The 18,103-nt window shown below is 38.3% G+C and carries 16 protein-coding genes and 5 pseudogenes; 9 read left to right on the forward strand and 12 right to left on the reverse strand.

Annotated features, from left to right (window positions below; genetic code table 11):
* Both CXF72_RS14045 and dusA read right to left on the reverse strand, forming a co-directional pair.
* On the reverse strand, window positions 1–404 hold a 404-nt coding region (locus CXF72_RS14045), incomplete at its 3' end, for a DUF4136 domain-containing protein (RefSeq protein ID WP_101039775.1).
* 17 nt (window positions 405–421) lie between these two features.
* On the reverse strand, window positions 422–1,414 hold the full coding sequence (dusA, locus tag CXF72_RS14050) for a tRNA dihydrouridine(20/20a) synthase DusA (protein WP_101039777.1): 993 nt from the start codon (window positions 1,412–1,414) through the stop codon (window positions 422–424).
* 106 nt (window positions 1,415–1,520) lie between these two features.
* Here dusA and CXF72_RS14055 point away from each other — a divergent pair, with 106 nt between their 5' ends.
* From CXF72_RS14055 to CXF72_RS14070, 3 genes and pseudogenes are all read left to right on the forward strand, one after another.
* Window positions 1,521–1,832: a hypothetical protein gene (locus tag CXF72_RS14055; protein ID WP_101039780.1), complete on the forward strand. Its 312-nt coding sequence runs from the start codon at window positions 1,521–1,523 to the stop codon at window positions 1,830–1,832.
* A gap of 397 nt (window positions 1,833–2,229) precedes the next feature.
* Window positions 2,230–2,424 (forward strand): annotated as a pseudogene (locus CXF72_RS20320) (site-specific integrase); the annotation flags it as partial.
* A gap of 95 nt (window positions 2,425–2,519) precedes the next feature.
* A pseudogene (locus CXF72_RS14070) lies at window positions 2,520–2,843 on the forward strand (IS3 family transposase); the annotation flags it as partial.
* Window positions 2,844–2,992: 149 nt separating this feature from the next.
* Here CXF72_RS14070 and maiA read toward each other — a convergent pair.
* From maiA to hppD, 4 genes are all read right to left on the reverse strand, one after another.
* A complete protein-coding gene (gene maiA, locus CXF72_RS14075) occupies window positions 2,993–3,628 on the reverse strand; it encodes a maleylacetoacetate isomerase (RefSeq protein ID WP_101039784.1) in 636 nt (211 codons plus the stop codon).
* A gap of 17 nt (window positions 3,629–3,645) precedes the next feature.
* Window positions 3,646–4,956, reverse strand: a complete 1,311-nt coding sequence (gene fahA, locus CXF72_RS14080) for a fumarylacetoacetase (RefSeq protein ID WP_101039786.1) — start codon at window positions 4,954–4,956, stop codon at window positions 3,646–3,648.
* A gap of 16 nt (window positions 4,957–4,972) precedes the next feature.
* Window positions 4,973–5,503, reverse strand: a complete 531-nt coding sequence (locus CXF72_RS14085) for a VOC family protein (protein ID WP_101039788.1) — start codon at window positions 5,501–5,503, stop codon at window positions 4,973–4,975.
* Window positions 5,504–5,585: 82 nt separating this feature from the next.
* Window positions 5,586–6,665, reverse strand: a complete 1,080-nt coding sequence (hppD, locus tag CXF72_RS14090) for a 4-hydroxyphenylpyruvate dioxygenase (protein ID WP_101039790.1) — start codon at window positions 6,663–6,665, stop codon at window positions 5,586–5,588.
* Between the two features lie 618 nt (window positions 6,666–7,283).
* Here hppD and CXF72_RS14095 point away from each other — a divergent pair.
* Window positions 7,284–8,474, forward strand: a complete 1,191-nt coding sequence (locus CXF72_RS14095) for an amino acid aminotransferase (RefSeq protein WP_101039792.1) — start codon at window positions 7,284–7,286, stop codon at window positions 8,472–8,474.
* 233 nt (window positions 8,475–8,707) lie between these two features.
* Here the strand turns inward: CXF72_RS14095 and CXF72_RS20325 are convergent.
* Window positions 8,708–9,198: pseudogene (locus CXF72_RS20325) on the reverse strand (transposase); the annotation flags it as partial.
* 239 nt (window positions 9,199–9,437) lie between these two features.
* The gene (locus CXF72_RS14100) at window positions 9,438–10,325 is read right to left on the reverse strand and encodes a LysR family transcriptional regulator (RefSeq protein WP_101039794.1); all 888 of its coding nucleotides are present in this window, start codon (window positions 10,323–10,325) and stop codon (window positions 9,438–9,440) included.
* A gap of 155 nt (window positions 10,326–10,480) precedes the next feature.
* On the opposite strand from CXF72_RS14100, the gene CXF72_RS14105 reads away from it, so the two are divergent.
* From CXF72_RS14105 to CXF72_RS14115, 3 genes are read left to right on the forward strand one after another with little or no spacing between them, the layout of a single operon-like run.
* Window positions 10,481–11,188: a CoA transferase subunit A gene (locus CXF72_RS14105; protein WP_101039796.1), complete on the forward strand. Its 708-nt coding sequence runs from the start codon at window positions 10,481–10,483 to the stop codon at window positions 11,186–11,188.
* A 2-nt stretch (window positions 11,189–11,190) separates the two neighbouring features.
* Window positions 11,191–11,847 carry a 3-oxoacid CoA-transferase subunit B gene (locus tag CXF72_RS14110; protein WP_101039798.1) on the forward strand — a complete coding sequence of 219 codons (657 nt, stop codon included), beginning with the start codon at window positions 11,191–11,193 and terminating at the stop codon, window positions 11,845–11,847.
* 39 nt (window positions 11,848–11,886) lie between these two features.
* Window positions 11,887–13,071: an acetyl-CoA C-acyltransferase family protein gene (locus CXF72_RS14115; protein ID WP_101039800.1), complete on the forward strand. Its 1,185-nt coding sequence runs from the start codon at window positions 11,887–11,889 to the stop codon at window positions 13,069–13,071.
* A gap of 145 nt (window positions 13,072–13,216) precedes the next feature.
* Here CXF72_RS14115 and CXF72_RS20330 read toward each other — a convergent pair.
* A pseudogene (locus CXF72_RS20330) lies at window positions 13,217–13,600 on the reverse strand (transposase); the annotation flags it as partial.
* 724 nt (window positions 13,601–14,324) lie between these two features.
* Window positions 14,325–14,801: a MarR family winged helix-turn-helix transcriptional regulator gene (locus tag CXF72_RS14130; RefSeq protein WP_232784992.1), complete on the reverse strand. Its 477-nt coding sequence runs from the start codon at window positions 14,799–14,801 to the stop codon at window positions 14,325–14,327.
* 146 nt (window positions 14,802–14,947) lie between these two features.
* Here CXF72_RS14130 and CXF72_RS14135 point away from each other — a divergent pair, with 146 nt between their 5' ends.
* Window positions 14,948–16,156 carry an aromatic amino acid transport family protein gene (locus CXF72_RS14135; RefSeq protein ID WP_101039806.1) on the forward strand — a complete coding sequence of 403 codons (1,209 nt, stop codon included), beginning with the start codon at window positions 14,948–14,950 and terminating at the stop codon, window positions 16,154–16,156.
* A 30-nt stretch (window positions 16,157–16,186) separates the two neighbouring features.
* Here the strand turns inward: CXF72_RS14135 and CXF72_RS20335 are convergent.
* Window positions 16,187–16,437, reverse strand: a pseudogene (locus tag CXF72_RS20335) (hypothetical protein); the annotation flags it as partial.
* A gap of 118 nt (window positions 16,438–16,555) precedes the next feature.
* Here CXF72_RS20335 and CXF72_RS19420 point away from each other — a divergent pair.
* Complete coding sequence (locus tag CXF72_RS19420) at window positions 16,556–16,729, forward strand: hypothetical protein (protein WP_157823266.1); 174 nt, start codon at window positions 16,556–16,558, stop codon at window positions 16,727–16,729.
* A 135-nt stretch (window positions 16,730–16,864) separates the two neighbouring features.
* On the opposite strand, the gene CXF72_RS14145 is transcribed toward CXF72_RS19420, so the two are convergent.
* Entirely contained in the window at window positions 16,865–17,620 is a 756-nt protein-coding gene (locus CXF72_RS14145) for an NUDIX domain-containing protein (RefSeq protein WP_101039808.1), read from the reverse strand.
* Window positions 17,621–18,103 lie beyond the last annotated feature (483 nt).

Consider the following 18,103-nt stretch of genomic DNA (forward strand, 5'->3'; position numbering starts at 1 on the left):
AATCGGGGTAATAAACCAAAATTTTCTTGAATATCCGCATTGGCGACATCATCCTGCAGTGCAAATAAAAAACCAATCACAACATCAGCCTGCTCAGGATCAGGTTGATAGACATAACCTTTAGTCTCTAAGTAACGAATTATTTCGCTGCGAATATAGGCTTTAAGCTGGTATTCGCTTTTACTATCAACCGCTGATAAAACCAGGTTATATTCATTCTCCCAGGTAAAATCCCTAAAGGCAGGTAATACCTTTTTGGGGTTCGCGCTGCTGACCAGTGTGATACGCTCTGCTTTTTTCTGCATTTCAGCCTGTTGCAGTTGCGCTTCCGAGGAAGGGGTACTACAACCGCTAAGGCTTAACCCAGCAAACAGCAAACCAACCAGTAAAACTATTCTTCTCATATTATCTCCGTTAAAGGTTAACCATCAACAACAAATGCCGCTGCTTTTTCCATCACTTCAATGCCCGCACCCGGCAAATGGCCGTTTTCGCTTAAATGGCGACGCCAAGCCCGCGCACCCGGCAAACCTTGAAATAATCCTAACATATGGCGGGCAACATGCTTAAAATATGCCCCATCGCTGAGTTGCTGCTCAATATAGGGATACATCTGATCTAACACCTCAAAGCGGGTTAAGATCTTATCCTTGCCCGAAAACAAGCGCTGATCAACAGAACTTAATAAATAGGGATTAGTGTAGACTTCTCTGCCCAACATCACACCATCAAGATATTGCAGATGAGTTTCACATTCATCAAGCGTTTTAATGCCACCATTGATAGCAATAGTTAACTGCGGGAAATCTTTTTTTAGTTGGTATACACGCTCATAATCAAGTGGTGGTACATCACGATTTTGTTTAGGGCTTAAACCACTCAGCCAGGCTTTACGTGCATGCACTATAAAAGTATCACAGCCTTTTTCCGCAACTTGACTAACAAAGTCACATAAAAAAGCGTATGAATCTAAATCATCAATGCCGATCCGCGTTTTCACCGAGACGGGCAAACCCGTTGCATCTTTCATGGCTTTTATGGCATCACCAACCAACTTACCTTCCGACATCAAACAAGCACCAAAGCGACCGTTTTGCACACGATCCGAGGGGCAGCCAACATTCAAATTAATCTCATCAAAGCCGCGCTCTTTACCTGCCAGTGCCGAGGTGGCTAAATCAAGCGGGGCTGATCCACCTAACTGCAGACAAACCGGATGTTCAGCCGCATCTTTTTGCAGGTAATCCCCTTTGCCGTATAAAATAGCGCCGGTTGTTACCATCTCGCTATAGAGCAAAGTGTTTTTACTCATGACACGATGAAAGTATCGGCAGTGCCTGTCAGTCCAATCGAGCATCGGTGCTATGGAAAAACGGTTTGAAGGGTAAAGGCAGGTTGTGTCTGGGTTTGTCATTGGTATTGCTCACTTTTCTATATACTAGTTTTACGTTGAATTGCGTTTAATCACTTCCCGTTTCGTTTTATAGCACCCCTATAGTCCCCCTCAAAAAATAGGATTTATGGCGGCACTCTCTATTGAAACAAGAAAATTATGTCATGGTAATCTGCACTTTAAAGCGATTGTTATTGCGAAAAAGAACGGAGCAATGATACACAGAGAAGGCCAAACTTTCAAAAAGAAAGAATCGGCCCGAACCTGGGCGAAAAACAAAACCCAAGAGTTTGGCGTTCACAAACATAAAACCTGTTTGAGGGGTGATCTGTTTGATAAGTTTATCAATGTTCGCTTTCTTTGGGATAACACCGGGCGGACTAAGCAATATATGATTCATACCAATCCGCATAAATATCTGACTTATCTTACTTGTTAAAATTCACGCTCGCGTCGTTGTTTTCAATTCCAATAGCCAGCTATTGCTCAATCAAACGTCTTGCTATCATTACTTTTTCCTGCGCAATTTTAGACCCTTTACTTATGCGGATTGGTATCAGATGCTCTGTGATTGTGATGTTGCTAGTATCCAAACTGACTCACTCAGATTGAGCATTGCAAAAATAGACTCGCGGCAGGAGCTCAACCGCAAACAATTTACCATGATATTGCCTACCTTCGGTCAGTGATAAAAAAAGCACTTCCCATTTTTAATATCAAAGCCGACTTTGAGATATTTGAAGAAACTGTTCCCGTGCTTATTGAGATTAAGTTAATGGGTAAAAGTAACAAACGCCCCCAGCACACTACTAGCAATGAGGTTAAGCGATTAAAAGGGGGAACCATTAATCGCCCCTTTTTTAGCTGGATTTTTTAACATTGCAAAAAAACAGCCGTAAACAAGCGGGCTGATTTTCCCGTGTAACTCACGTAGTGTAACAGCAGGTTTTCAGCGCGTTCGTAATGAGCAAGCCATTGAAGACTTACGCTATCACGACTTAAGGCGAGAAGGTGCAAGCCGATTATTTGAATATGAGTGACGTGATTTAATGGATTCACACACCTCAGTTAAGACATCATAAACTTAACTAGAGAAACAGAATGATAACACGCAAAAACATTCAAATTGGATGCAATATCGATCATCAATGAGCAAGGTTACAATAATGTTGACGCACTAGGTATTACCCAATTTTACTTGGTAAATGGATTAGAGAAGCTGAAAAAGATGATGGGCTAGCCTTTAGAGGCAATGCTAAGTTAACGCCTGCGCAATTAGAAATCAGTCAACCCAAAAAAGAAAAGCGAAAACTTAAAATGGAGCGTGAAATCCAAAGGCGACGGTCTTCTTTGCAAAAGAAACGAAATAAAGTATTCGTTTCTTACTGAGCATAAGAAGACCTGGCCAGTGAGCATCATCTGCCCGTTGATAGATGTGGAAAGTCGCAATGACTGCAGTTAACTGAATTCGGGATAAGAATTCAGTTTATATAGGGATGAAATAAAGTATTAGAGGGAGAAGCAAAACAAACTCTACGGGAATAAGCAGTAGAGTTTGTTGGGCAGTACAAGCTCTTAAAGTTTATGTATGATCTTCCATTATGCTATTTTACAGTCTGCTTGATTTTCTGGCTTAGCTCTATCAAAGCCCTCTAAAGTATTGCAAGCTTCATAAATGGCTAAAATTTTAGGGAACTTTTCCATAGATAAATTAAAACGCAATGCGTTATACACCATAGGAATCAAATAAACATCAGCTAACGTCACCGTAGTTCCAAAACAATATGGCGTTGCCAATAATTGAGTTTCTAGGGCAGTAAATCCTTCAATAATCCAATGATGATACCAACTCATTTTATCATCAGCGTTAACATTAAGCTCATTTGTTAAATATTTTAGAACGCGCAAATTGTCAAGAGGATGAATATCACAAGCAATAATATTACTCCAGTTTCGAATAGTAGCTGCAGTAAAACTATCGTTTGGAAGTAATGGGATCTCAGGATACTCTGCTTCCAAATACTCCAATATAGCGGTTGACTGATTAATTATCTTACCGTCATCAAGTTTTAATGAGGGAACTAACCCTTGTGGATTGATGCCCGTATATTCTGACTTAGCATGTTCACCTTCCAATAAATTAACCGCTATCAGCGTATGCTTTATCTCTTTAATATTAAGCGCAATACGCACACGATATGCGGCTGAAGAACGAAAATAAGTATAAAGTTCCATATTTTTGCCTAAAATTATTATACAGAAGGAAGTACGGTACCTAATACTTCACCAAAACCAATACGTATAGCACCTTCTTTTTGGCAGTAACCACGCATAACGACAGTATCACCATCTTCTAAGAAAGTTCGTTTTTCCCCATTACGTAAAGTGAACGCTTCCTTTCCGCCACGAGATAACTCTAACATTGAGCCAGCTTGTTCATGTTCCGGGCCAGATTGTGTTCCAGAGCCTAATAAATCTCCGGCATTCATTGCACAACCGTTAACACTATGGTGTGTAACTAATTGAGCAATAGTCCAATAAGAGTATTTAAAGTTAGAGTCACTGATTTTAACCGCTTGTTCATTGGCACTTCGCATTTCCTTTGTTTGAATAAGGCATTCAAGATGGATATCTAAACCGCCAAATTGACTGTTATTTTCACTGCTTAAGTAGGGCAAAGGTTGGGGGTCATTTTCAGGATGAGAAAAATTAATTCTATATGGCGCTAATGCTTCTGTTGTTACAATCCAAGGAGAGATAGTTGAAGCAAAGTTTTTTGCTAAGAATGGACCTAAAGGCTGGTATTCCCATGCCTGAATATCTCTTGCAGACCAGTCATTGAACAAGCACAAGCCAAAGATATGATCTTCTGCATTTTCTATATCAATACGTTCCCCTAATCGGGTACTTTGGCCAATAAAAATACCCATTTCCACTTCGTAATCTAAGCGCTCACAAGGTGCTAATACTGGTGCTTCGGCATCTGTTGCCTTAAGCTGGCCATATGGACGAGGAAATTCTTGCCCAGAAACATCAATCGTAGAAGCTCTTCCATGATAGCCAATAGGAACCCATTTATAATTCGGGAGTAACGGGTTATCTGGACGAAATAGTGAGCCAACCGCTGTTGCATGATGAATAGAAGTGTAAAAATCAGTGTAGTCACCAATTTGGCAAGGCATACCGTATATCACCTCGCTTTGTAAAACGAGACAGTTATGGAGTTTTTCCTCTTCTGAAGCTCCGCTACGTAATGCTTTTGACAAAGCTAAACGTAATGCTGAATTGGCATCTTTGCCTAATGCCATAAGCGTATTTAATGTTGATTGTGCAGCCGCTTCAGCGGCTTTTTGAGCAATACCCGTAAAAATACCAAGTTTTGCAACCTCAGCCATATCTAAAACATAGTCGCCTATAGCCACCGCGCCTCTATTTCTTTGCTCTGAGCCTTTTTTACGAAACGTAGCAAAAGGCAAGTTTTGAATTGGAAAGTCACTCTTGTTATTGGCCGATGTTACCCAACTAGACAGGGTGATGTCGTGCGTTTCATTTAATAAAGTCATGATATGTTGTCCATAGTTAATCTTTCTTATGTAACCAAGCGGCGTGATTTGGAGCCACTTTAGTTTCTGCCCATTCATCAATCATTATTTGAGCGACGCTGTTCAGTTTTTTATATTGCTCTGCTGTTCCGGTATTTGCCGCAAGCTCTAAACGATGCCCATTGGGATCAAAGAAATAAATAGACTCGAAAATAGTGTGATCTGTAGGGCCCAATACTTTCACACCTTGACTTTCAAGCTCAATTTTAGCTTTAAGTAAATCATCAACACTATTAACTCTTAAGGCGAGGTGTTGAACCCAGATTGGGGTACTCTCATCTCGTCCCATATCGGGTGAATTTGGGATTTCGAAAAATGCTAAGACATTTTCGTTACCTGCATTGAGAAAAATATGCATATAAGGATCAGGCTCTTTCGTTGACGGAACCTCATCCTCTGCAATCGATAAGACGAGGTCCATATTAAGTTTTTCTTTATACCATTGTGCGGTTTCTTTTGCGTCTATACAGCGATAAGCCACATGATGAATTCTATCTATTTTAATCATAACGATAACTTCCAATTATTAAATAATGAGTTTGATCAGTGATGTAAAGGGAATAATTCATCCCTCTTCACAATAAAAAAACTTACTTTTCATTACCAATAACACCACGATCAAGCTGTTCACGTTCAATAGACTCGAATAACGCTTTAAAATTACCTTCACCAAAGCCATCATCTTTCTTACGTTGGATAAATTCGAAAAATACGGGCCCCAGAGTTGCCTCTGAAAAAATTTGTAATAACAAACGAGGAGGGCCATCTTCAGTAGTACCATCTAACAAAATGCCTCGAGGCTGCAGTTGGTCAACAGGCTCAGCATGACCAGGTAAACGCTCTTCCAACATGTCATAATATGTTGATGGAGGAGCCGTCATAAACTTAACGCCCGATTTTTTCAAACGATCCCAACAACTAATAAGATCATCACAAGAAAAAGCGATATGTTGAATACCCTCACCATTGTATTGCATCAAAAATTCTTCAATTTGACCACCACCGCCAGCCGACTCTTCATTTAACGGTATACGGATTTTTCCATCTGGTGCCGACATTGCTTTTGACAATAAACCGGTATATTCACCTTTAATATCAAAGTAGCGAATTTCACGAAAGTTAAAAAGATCTTCATAATATTTGGCCCAATGTTCCATTCTGCCACGGTAAACATTATGTGTAAGGTGATCCAATGTATGGAAACCACAACCTTCAGGGTTTTTATCCACCCCTTCAATCCAGTTAAAATCGATATCGTATATCGACTGCCCTTCAGCATAGCGATCTATTAAATAAAGCGTCGCGCCACCGATACCTTTTATAGCGGGTAATCGTAATTCCATAGGCGCAGTTGGAATATCTACCGATTGTGCACCTTTATTAATTGCTTCAGCATGGGAAAACTGAGCATCTTTAACACGAAAAGCGAGTCCGCATGCAGAAGGACCGTGCTCTTTAGCATAATGATAAGCATGGCTATTTTTTTCATAATTAGTGATTAAACTGATATCTCCTTGTCGCCATAACATTACATCCTTAGATTTGTGTGTTGCGACCATAGTAAAACCCATTGCTGTAAATGCAGGCTCTAAAATACCTTTTTCTGGTGCAGTAAATTCTACAAATTCAAAGCCATCTAACCCCATAGGGTTTTCAAATAAATCAGACATTTTTATCTCCAAATCACTTTAACTTAGTAACGGTTGTTACTATTATAATCTAATGTAATATCATTTATTATCAATGTCAAAGTGATAAGTAATATATTTAAGAATTTTTTTAAATATATTGTTTATTATTATTTTACTTTGACTTTAGTAACGGATGACACTAAAATCAACGAAATTAGTAACAGATGATACTAAAGTGAGAATGTAACGGGGGGGATTCAATGATAAAAACCTGTCTACTTTGTAAAGTAATGTTCGCAATAGGTATTAATCTAGGTAGTTCTGCTCTTTCTGCACAAGCAGCCGAGGCTCCTGAAGCTGATAATGATGCGACTCAAAATATTGAAAAAATATTTATAATTGGGCTAACTAGATACTGATAAACTTAATTAAATTAACCGAATATTCGGACTGTTGATCTTTGTTTTAATCTTGCAGGTAGTTGATTATCTGGTATAAATCACATCGAAAAAAATATTAAAGGGATTGCCATACCCTTATTAATGATCACAGTGCAATAGCATATTTATTTGGCAAGCTATAGCAGAGGTAAATGAAAACTTATCAAAGATTGGCATTTTATTAACTTTAAGAACTTAATATAAGGAACAGTAAAATATGTTTGAACATCTGAATGCTCAGCCAGCAGATCCAATTCTTGGCCTACTCACAGCCTGTAATCAAGATAATAATCCTAATAAGGTAGACCTTGGTGTTGGTGTTTATAAAGATGACTTAGGTCATACCCCTATTCTGCAATGTGTAAAAACGGCAGAAATATTTAGAACTGAAAATGAAATGTCTAAGGTCTATATTGGCCCAGCAGGTGATTCTGGCTTTAATACACAAATGACCAAACTCATTTTTGGTGAACATAATATTATTGAACAAAACCGTAGTCGTACTATCTCAACACCTGGTGGTACTGGCGCCTTGAGAGTTGCTGCAGAGTTTATCAAATCCTGCAAAAATGATGCGCGCATTTGGGTGAGTAACCCGACTTGGGCTAATCATCAGAGTTTGTTTAGTAGTGTGGGGATAAAGGTTGAGGCATATCCTTATTATGATTATGAAAATAAGTCTCTTGATTTTGACGGTATGATGACAACCTTGTCACAAGTTAGTGCCGGTGATGTCGTTTTGCTTCACGCATGTTGCCATAACCCAAGTGGTATGGATTTGACACAAGAGCAATGGCAACAAGTAACAGCGCTTGCTAAAGACAAAGGTTTCACTCCATTGATTGATATGGCCTATCAAGGCTTTGGTCAAGGGCTGGAGCAAGATGCCTTTGGACCTAGATTAATGGCAAATGAGTTACCTGAATTATTACTTTGCAGCTCATGTTCAAAGAATTTTGGGCTTTATCGTGAACGAATTGGCGCTTTCACTATTGTTGCAAAAAGTAGCAGCAGTGCTGATATTTCATTATCTGTTGCTTTATCGGTAGTACGTAGTATTTACTCTATGCCACCGGCTCACGGCGCCGCCTTAGTAAATATTATTCTCAGTTCTGATGAGTTAAAACAACAGTGGTATAACGAACTAGCGGTAATGCGCGATCGAATTGCGCATAATCGACACTTGCTGGTAGAAAAATTAATTACTAATGGAGTGAAACAAGACTTTAGCTTTATTACGCGTCAGTCAGGGATGTTTTCTTTCTTGGGAATAACTCCAGAACAAGTAGTAAGTCTGACTAATGATTACAGTATTTATATGGTTGATTCTTCTCGGATTAGCATAGCAGGGATTAGTCATAACAATATAGATTATCTCGCGAAGTCAATTAGCGAGGTGATTAAATAGGCTTATAGAAATTTTTACAGTCTTAGAACATGCCGCTTACATAAAAATAGTCTTTCATTTGTTAAGTTTGAGGCTGCATTTTCTTTGGCTTACAAAATTTCCAGAGGCTGTTGAAGTTTGAATTTTGAATTTTGAATTTTGAATTTTGAATTTTGAATTTTGAACAGCATGGTGATTTGGTATAGCTGGTTTTACCAAAAATTAACCACAGAAAACCACCATGCGACTTACCATTTATCCGCTAACGCTGCGCTTAAGTAGCTTTTATCACCGTATAGTTTTCCTGATAAAGTGGCAACCATGTCAAGAGCGGGTCTAAATTGTCTTCTGTTATTGTTACACTCAATATATCGCCAAGGAGATTAACGACGAGGTGTCATTTGAAATCAAAAAACTATCCCCGTTGGTTTGCTGAATGAGGTTGTTAGATAGGTATTTAAAAGAATGATGGCTAATGGGATAACCTCTATGAACCTTATATCGCTTAGTAGTGAGGGGAAATGCGATTTTAAATATTTTGCTACATAGCCTAAGGAATAATTCTTAAAATCTATGTAATAAGATTGATGAAAGCTAATGATAATTGTCATTATTTCTTAATTAATCATGTGCTTGGCTTTTCGTCTTTTTATCTCACCATTGGTGATTAAACGCGTTTCCCATTATGGGATGAAATGTTGCAAAAATCATCTACATCGCAAGATATACCCGTTAAATTCATCATGCCGATCCCGTTTTCTGTGTCTGATTTTTTTAGTTAAAAGATCAGATCGTGGAACCGGTATTTCGTTCAATTTATTTTAATTCTTATCCCGAATTCAGGTTATTTAATAAATCGAATTATTATTTACTTGTGAGTATTAATATCACTTTACTACAGTTGCATCAGGAATCGTGCAAATGTAATGATCTGATCAACCTCTCAGCAACCAGCTAATCAAAATGGTACTTCTATAGAAGTAACTATTGATAATAACTTCGTAAAATTTCTATAAAAGCCTGTGCTGTTTGCGATAATGGATACCTACGACGCGTAATAATACCAACACGACGACTAATCACTGGCGATGACAGCTCTCTAAATTCAAGGTTTAAAGCTTGCATTTGTTGTTTGTAAAGAGAGGGTATTACACTAACACCTAACTCTGTAGCGACCATTTGGACCACTGTCGCTAATTGATTGGTTTCAAAAGTCACATTTAAGAATATATTTTGCTCTGCAAGTATGTTGTCCATTAGCAGCCTAATACTTGAAGGGTGTTTTAAGGTGATAAAAGGATGTTTTATTAAATGTTGCCAACCGACTTTTTTAACTTTCATCAACTTATGATTTTTAGAAAAAGCGGCGACGAATTTATCTGAGAATAATGTTTCAAAACTGAGATCGTCTGAAGTATCAGGATCAAAACTTATGGCAAATTCTACTTTACCTGTTTGTACCATTTTAACCGCATCTTCAGCAATCACATCATGAATTTTCACCTTTATAGCGGGATACTCTTTATTAAAAGATAAAAGGTGCTGCGGCAGGTGTGTGCTGGCAAATGAAGGCATAGCAGATAGTGATAAGTTACCGTGCTGCAATGAAAATAAATCATGAAGCTCAATGAAAGCATTATCAAAATCAGCTAACAATCGTCTGGCAACAGGCAAGAAAATCTCACCCTCAGGTGTTAATGCGAGTGTTCTTGTTGATCTTGCCAGGAGCTTTCCTCCAACCGTTTCTTCTAATTTTTTAATCGCAGTACTTAAAGCTGGCTGTGATAGGTGAAGTAACTCACTTGCCTCGACAAAACTGTTTACCTTAACAACCGCTAAAAAGGTTCTAATTTGTTTGATGGTTATATTCATGTAAATTAATCATTTATTAAAATTATTTATTAATCGGTAATATTAATCAATTTTACATATACAGTCAATTGTAAGATGCTGGATCTCTAGACATCACAACATAAGGGCTTTCTTATCTAATTAAATAGTCAGATAAGAAAGTAAAGTAAAGTGACATGGCAGGATTTAATAAAGTAGTGAGTAGCTATCAAGAAGCAATGGCTGGATTAACTGATGATATGACAATTATCTCTGGTGGATTTGGCTTGTGTGGCATTCCAGAAAATTTAATTGCGGAAATAAAACGTAAAGGCACAAAGGGATTAACACTTGTGTCTAACAACTGTGGTGTTGATGATTTTGGCTTAGGCGTGCTGTTACCCGATCGTCAAATAAAAAAAATTATCGCCTCTTATGTTGGGGAAAATGCTGAGTTTGAACGACAAATGATGTCGGGTGAGCTAGAGGTTGAATTAACACCACAAGGTACCTTAGCTGAAAAAATGCGTGCTGGCGGTGCTGGTATTCCTGCTTTTTACACTGCAACTGGTGTGGGTACGCCCGTCGCAGAGGGGAAAGATGAGCGTCAATTTAATGGTCGAAATTATATTTTAGAAGAATCTATCACTGGTGATTTTGCCATTGTAAAAGCGTGGAAAGCCGATAAATTTGGGAACTTGGTTTTTAGAAAAACAGCGCGTAATTTTAATCCTATGGCGGCAACCGCAGGTAAAATTACTGTCGTCGAAGTGGAAGAAATAGTAGAGCCCGGAGCACTTGATCCGGATCAAATTCATACTCCAGGTATTTATGTTAATCGGTTAATTCAAGGTACTTTTGAAAAGCGCATTGAACAATATACCACTCGACCTGCAGGAGAGTAATCATGGCGTTATCAAGAGATCAAATAGCACAACGTGTTGCTCGTGAATTAGAAGATGGCTATTACGTTAACCTAGGTATAGGCATTCCCACCCTTGTAGCTAACTATATACCTGCTGATATGGAAGTCATGCTGCAATCTGAAAATGGTCTTTTAGGTATGGGACAATTTCCAAGCGAAGATGAAATAGATGCTGATTTAATCAATGCCGGAAAACAAACCGTGACGATGGCAACGGGCGCATCAATATTCGACTCGGCTGAATCTTTTGCCATGATCCGTGGTGGTCATATCGACTTAACGGTATTAGGCGCTTTTGAAGTAGATGTTAATGGCAACATAGCTTCGTATATGATCCCCGGAAAATTAATCAAAGGAATGGGGGGCGCAATGGACTTAGTTGCTGGGGCAGAAAATATTATCGTCACTATGACACATGCATCAAAATACGGTGAATCAAAATTGTTAACTAATTGCACTTTACCACTTACTGGTAAAGGTTGTATTAAAAAAGTGCTAACCGACTTAGCTTTCATTGAAATTAAAAACGGCAAGTTTCATCTTTTAGAACACGCGCCGGGCGTTACAGTAGAAGAAATCATTAGACTTACCCAAGGTGAGTTAGTTGTGCCTGAAAATGTGCCTGAAATGCAATTCTAATTAGTCGCGTCAAATGAATATTATTAGGAGAATTTTAAGATGAACAAAAGAGAAGTTGTGATTGTAAGTGCTGTTAGAACAGCTATTGGCGAATATGGCGGTAGCTTAAAAGATATTGCTCCCACTGACTTAGCAGGATTAGTCATTAGAGAAGCCGTACAACGCGCTGAGATTGATAGTGAGGATGTTGGCCATTGCATTATCGGCAGTGTTACTCATTCAGACAGAAAAGATATGTACATGAGTCGTTCTGCGGCGCTTAAGGGTGGTTTATCCGTAACTACACCAGCTGTTACGGTTAACCGACTATGTGGCTCTGGTTTACAATCTATTATTTCAGCAGCACAATTAATATTGCTTGGTGATTGTGATATTGCGGTTGCTGGTGGCGTAGAGTCTATGAGTAGAGTGCCTTATTGGGTACCAAAAGCACGTTTTGGCATTCGTATGGGCGATACTAATATGGTTGATCCAATGGTGGGCGCATTAACGTGCCCAGTTAATGATACTCATATGGGTATTACGGCTGAAAATGTTGCAGAAAAATGGAATATTTCTCGTGAAGAACAAGATGCTTTAGCACTTGAAAGTCACAAACGAGCAGAGCATGCAATAAACGATAAACGTTTTGTCGAGCAAATATTGCCTGTTGAATTGAAAAACCGTAAAGGCGTCACTGTTTTTGAGCAAGATGAGCATGTGCGTTTTGGTTCTACAGCTGAACAGTTTTCTAAATTACTTCCTGCATTTAAAAAAGATGGCTCAGTGACTGTGGGTAATTCTTCAGGTATAAATGATGCTGCAGCAGCTATTGTGATGATGGATAAATCTGTCGCTGATGCTAAAGGCCTTAAGCCTATGGCTAAATTAGTAAATTATTCTTTTGCTGGTGTTGAACCAAAACACATGGGCATTGGCCCTGTACCTGCAATCAAAACACTATTAGAAAAAGCTAACTTATCTGTTGATGATATTGATGTTTGGGAGATTAATGAAGCCTTTGCATCACAAGCTTTAGCCGTGGTAAAAGATTTAAAAATTGACCCCGCTAAAGTAAATCCAAACGGGTCAGGGATTTCTCTCGGTCATCCTATTGGCGCAACGGGCTCTGTTATTACAGTAAAAGCATTATATGAGTTAAAAAGAACATCAGGTAAATATGCTGTTGTCTCTATGTGTATTGGAGGTGGTCAAGGGATTGCTTCTTTATTTGAGTGTATGTAAAAAATAGAACCAGTTGAAATATCTGCCATTTTTAACTGGTTTTATGGCTCTTTCGAGCGTTAACATCCCCATCAATCCCCGTCGTAATTGAATACATTATTAATTAACCTGAGATTGGGTTAAGCCATTATGATATTTTAACCAATTAGCATTTTTTTTCATTGGGTGTTAAATTGATTGATGTTTTTTTTGCAGGCAATAGGCAATTAAACCACCCCGTATATTTACAACAAAGCCAGTGATGCTGCGGTGTCGAGTATGCTCTATATATGAAATGTTTTTTACTTGATCATTGATTTTTCCGATAAGATAACGCTTGCTGAGCATCGCTTTATTCTACTTGCTTATCGCTGCCTTTTTTATTTTTTTCGAAAATTTGTTATTATTTCCACACCTTTGTATTGTAATTTTAAACCAAAAAAACATCCTATTGTGCTTTCCCATGCTTCGCAATTGCGCTAAAAACTTTGTTACGTTTTGCTCTGATAATATGGCATAGCACAATTTTTGTGGAATCGATAAAAGCAATCTTTGCCCTCGTTTCCCATCTATTGCAATCATGTCAACATGCATGGCTTTATGACAGTCATTCAGATAGGCAATAAACGCTTTTTGGAATACCTTTGGATTCATCACGGAGAAGATACGCACTATCCTGAGATAGCATGGAATACCATTTTCAAAGTGAGAGAACGCCCTTAGAAAACATATATTATCCTCAAAAAAATCAGATGCTTAATACCAAGCTTCAGCACCCTCTATAGTTGCAGTTGTTGCTAAAAACAAAATTTCAGATAATTTATGCATAACTTTCCACTCTTGACGTGGTTCTCTGATCCGTAAAGAGAAGTATAAGATCACCGGTAAATATGATCTTGTGATATTTGTCACTATATATACCCATGATACTTCAAGATGCAAAGTCAGCAAGGAAAATTATGCTGAGATGCGAGGCATAAAATTGAAGGTTAGTTATTCTACATAGAGATTTTATAACAACGCAGATTAGCACAATTTACCTTGCCCTACGGGGCGCAAGGTCGAAAACCAGCGCTGCGTTGCACCAATCGAAAAGGGAATAACCATTACCTCATGTTGCGTCTTGCTCTGGTCTCCGACCTTGCGCCTGACAAAGCATTTTGAAGTAACATGGGTATATAAGCAATTTATCTGTTCATTTTATAGGCGTTTCGTGATTTAGTCCTGGTTCATTAAGTTAATGTTTTTAGATGGATTGATAAATACTGCAAAGTCTAGCTGCTAACATCATCATCGCTATTCTTAAACACACTTTTATTAGAAATCACATCTAATTGCATACTGAGCTTAACTGTCAATATTTTCAACTGTTCGCACTCTTGATCTGTTAATCCCTCAAGTAACCGTTGCTCTTGATTTTTAGCTAATGGAATAATTTCTTGATACAGCTCATGTCCCTTGGCTGTGAGATTTAACAAGTTCTTCCGCCGATCCTGAGAACTAACCTGTTGAAATAAAAGTTCAGACTGAATAAGTTTATTAATAGCACGACTCACCTGCATTTTATCAAGGTGAGTAAATTTACATATCTCTCGAGCTGATAGTTCATTATGATAACCAATTGTCGCCAGAACACGCCACTCCATTTTCGTGATCCCGAATTTTTCATATATTTGTGCAATAAACTCAGTCACCTGCTGTGCTAACACCGAAAATTGATAAGGGAAGAAGGTATTCAAATTTAATGACACATTATCACCTATAGTTTTTATGTGAACGGGGTAACTATATTATAATAACAATGGGAATATATGATACATATTATTGACATTAGTAACAATTGATACTATTATTTTTTAAATTGGTATCATTCGTTACTAAATAAAGAGGCCCTATCATGATCCTAAATAAAACAATAGGTAGTATGTTAATAATAGCAGGTACATCAATAGGTGCGGGAATGCTAGCACTTCCAATTGCTTCAGCTGGGCTTGGTTTTTCTACCGCTATGATTGTTCTACTAATAATGTGGTTATTAATGACTTATACTGCTTTATTAATGCTAGAAGTACACCAGTATGCAAGCGCAGAGGCAACATTAAATACTTTAGCAAAATCACTATTAGGAAAAAAAGGCCAGCTTATTGCTAATCTTTCAATGCTTTTTTTATTTTATGCTTTATGTTCTGCTTACATTGCTGGGGGAGGAGCACAATTACAAGATAATATTAAGAGCATCTTAAATGTTCAGGTAGCCCCGCAAATAGGCCCTATTGTTTTTGCTGTAGTTATTGGTGCTATCATCACCCTTGGAACTGCAACCGTAGATAAAGTGAATCGTGTTCTATTTACGATAAAAATATTCGTACTTATATCAATTTTCTATCTACTAACCCCTAGTATTCAAGGTGAAAATTTACTTGCAATGCCGATGCAACAAGGTTTAATCATTTCTGCTCTTCCTATTATTTTTACTGCATTTGGATTTCATGGCTCAATACCTTCCGTTGTACGATATATCGGTATTGATATTAAATCACTCCGTAAGGTGATGATAATAGGCGCTACATTACCATTATTTATTTATTTGTTATGGCAAACGGTTAGTCAAGGAGTAATAAATCAAGAAGCCTTAGAAGGTGTTGGTGGCTTAAATGAGTTTATCAGCATCTTATCAATTAAATTGAATAGTCCAAGCATTAGAAGTTCTATAACCATATTTGCAGATTTGGCCCTCGCAACATCCTTTCTTGGTGTTAGTTTGGGTTTATTTGACTTTCTTCGTGATTCACTAAATCGTGGTAGTTCAAAACAAGATCGTTTAGTTACTGCAGCTGTAACTTTTCTTCCACCTCTTGGCTTTGCTCTTTTTTACCCTCAAGGCTTTATATCAGCATTAGGATACGCCGCCATAGCATTAGTAGTGCTGGCAGTATTTCTTCCTGTCGCTATGGTCTGGGTACAACGCAAGCAAAAAGAAGCTAATAGTAATGATTATCAAGTGTGCGGGGGAATTCCAGCATTAGTATTAGCGACTACTTGTGGTGTAACAATTATTGCCGCTCAACTAATGCAAGCCATAGGTATCATACCGACAATAGGTTAATGATGTTCTCAAAATATATATCATTTAGAGTTATACATTATTATAAGAGGCATATTCAACTTTGAAGTACATAACTACTCTGCAGCTATAGACCCTATGTTCAGCCATTAATTTGGCTGGCATTTTATGATTTATGTTCTTTTTAAGTCAATCATTGAGCTGACAATTACATCTTGAACTTCTGATTGCGATACTTTTTTGAAGTCTGTAGATTTCGGCCAATATTGTCTTAATAGCTGATTGATGTTTTCATTCAATCCTCGTTGCCACAAACAATAAGGGATCTGCAAACTCAACAACCGCCGACTAAAGTAACCTGAGATTGGCTTAAGCCATGATGATATTTTAACCAATTAGTTCCTTTTTTTCGTTGGGTGCTAAATTGATTGATGGTTTGTTTTGTTTAATCAACAAATAGAATTAGTTTATGAATCATTTGAAAGCAATGATACCTATGACAATATGATGGTACGCCTTATTGGAGTAGGACGAATGGCATCATCTTCAATACAAATACGCTCGCTCACAAACGGTGCAGCTCGTTTTAAAGCAAGCTTGGTTGTGGATCAATAATATCCAGAGAAGCCCAAACTTTCAAAAGAAATAATGGGCCCGAACCTGGGCGAAAAACAAAACCCAGAACTGAAAGAGTTTACTATTAATACCAAAAGCATAAAACCTGTTTGATGGGTTAGATATCCTGCTTAACTATGGTGTCATAAACACTTCATAATCTTGATCCGATGGCATATAACCGGGCAAATTAATGTTTTTTAGCCCCGAGTGTTTGAGCGCGCTCTGTAAAATCTGCTGGTTGTATTTACCGATTTTCTCGTCAGCCAGATAATCCTCAATCGGAAACCATTTAGCGTCAAAGATCTCGCTTTCCTGAATGGTAATATCCAATGTTAGCGGCTTGAGGCGACACACTGCATAAATGTTGGATGTGCTGAATTGCCCCTGGTGGTGGTGCCTAAAACCGATAAAACTATGGAATTCGGTTTGAATACTGGTTTCCTCAAGCACTTCTCGTATCACACCATGTTCGATATGCTCATAGGGGTCTAACATTCCTCCGGGAAACTTCCAGTTGTGAGGATGCGTTTTAATGTGGTCTTTTTCCCTGACCGTTAGCAGCTCGTTATTGTCATTAATAACCAGTCCTCCGACGCCGATAGTATGCTTGGCGAAAGGTGGAATAACCGCGCCCTCTTCTAACCTTAAAGTCAGCATCATGAAATTTAGATCGCAATGGTGATTAATAAAGCCGGCCTGATATAAAAGCGGCAATAACTTGGCGCGCGCATTGGGAATCTTAATCCACACAACTTTAATCTTCTGGGTCTGCCAAATTGTTAATGACTCCTTGAGTTGTGATACAAAAGCAGCACTGCTGTCAGGGAGATTTTTTGGGGAGACATAAGTTCCACCATACTGATTGTTGGTGGAATTAAGATAGTTCATAGACAGATCCTTCAAAGTATTATTCACTGCTGCCAGTTGATCTTTGCTGCTCAATAATTATTTAGTAATGCATGGCAAGCCGCACGAGAGTGGAAGCTAAGGCAACTATACTCGCATAGTTTCCCTTTTATTTATTGTATTTTGTTGCGCTTGCTAGAAATTTTTAATTCTTGCAAAGATGTATTCAACCAAGTATCTATATTTATACCAAAAGAAATTAAATTGTGATCTGAAGTTAATTAATGGAATGGGTAGAGTGCATTCTATGCTCCACAGGCAGTGGCAATCGGTGCGCGGAGCGCACCCTACGGGCTGGTCTTTCTCTGTGTAGTGCGCAGCGCCTCGGTGTTCTCTGTGGTAGTCCCTTTAAAGTGCTGTTCAGGCTTAAAAGCAACAGGCCGAGCCTAAAGGCCCGGTTCCGAGAGCTGCTGCACACTTTATCCTTTGAAGGCATTGATCATAAATTTAATACGTTTGGTATAA

The sequence above is a fragment of the Psychromonas sp. MB-3u-54 genome (assembly GCF_002836415.1).
Classification (GTDB): Bacteria; Pseudomonadota; Gammaproteobacteria; order Enterobacterales; family Psychromonadaceae; genus Psychromonas.

Bases quoted from the DNA above. Each gene is read 5' to 3' on its own strand.
- CXF72_RS14105 (WP_101039796.1), top strand. From the start codon at position 10,481: ATGGCAGGATTTAATAAAGTAGTGAGTAGCTATCAAGAAGCAATGGCT.
- dusA (WP_101039777.1), bottom strand. From the start codon at position 1,414: ATGACAAACCCAGACACAACCTGCCTTTACCCTTCAAACCGTTTTTCC.
- CXF72_RS14100 (WP_101039794.1), bottom strand. From the start codon at position 10,325: ATGAATATAACCATCAAACAAATTAGAACCTTTTTAGCGGTTGTTAAG.
- CXF72_RS14145 (WP_101039808.1), bottom strand. From the start codon at position 17,620: ATGAACTATCTTAATTCCACCAACAATCAGTATGGTGGAACTTATGTC.
- CXF72_RS14110 (WP_101039798.1), top strand. From the start codon at position 11,191: ATGGCGTTATCAAGAGATCAAATAGCACAACGTGTTGCTCGTGAATTA.
- CXF72_RS14135 (WP_101039806.1), top strand. From the start codon at position 14,948: ATGATCCTAAATAAAACAATAGGTAGTATGTTAATAATAGCAGGTACA.
- CXF72_RS14085 (WP_101039788.1), bottom strand. From the start codon at position 5,503: ATGATTAAAATAGATAGAATTCATCATGTGGCTTATCGCTGTATAGAC.
- CXF72_RS14095 (WP_101039792.1), top strand. From the start codon at position 7,284: ATGTTTGAACATCTGAATGCTCAGCCAGCAGATCCAATTCTTGGCCTA.
- fahA (WP_101039786.1), bottom strand. From the start codon at position 4,956: ATGACTTTATTAAATGAAACGCACGACATCACCCTGTCTAGTTGGGTA.
- hppD (WP_101039790.1), bottom strand. From the start codon at position 6,665: ATGTCTGATTTATTTGAAAACCCTATGGGGTTAGATGGCTTTGAATTT.
- maiA (WP_101039784.1), bottom strand. From the start codon at position 3,628: ATGGAACTTTATACTTATTTTCGTTCTTCAGCCGCATATCGTGTGCGT.
- CXF72_RS14055 (WP_101039780.1), top strand. From the start codon at position 1,521: ATGGCGGCACTCTCTATTGAAACAAGAAAATTATGTCATGGTAATCTG.
- CXF72_RS14115 (WP_101039800.1), top strand. From the start codon at position 11,887: ATGAACAAAAGAGAAGTTGTGATTGTAAGTGCTGTTAGAACAGCTATT.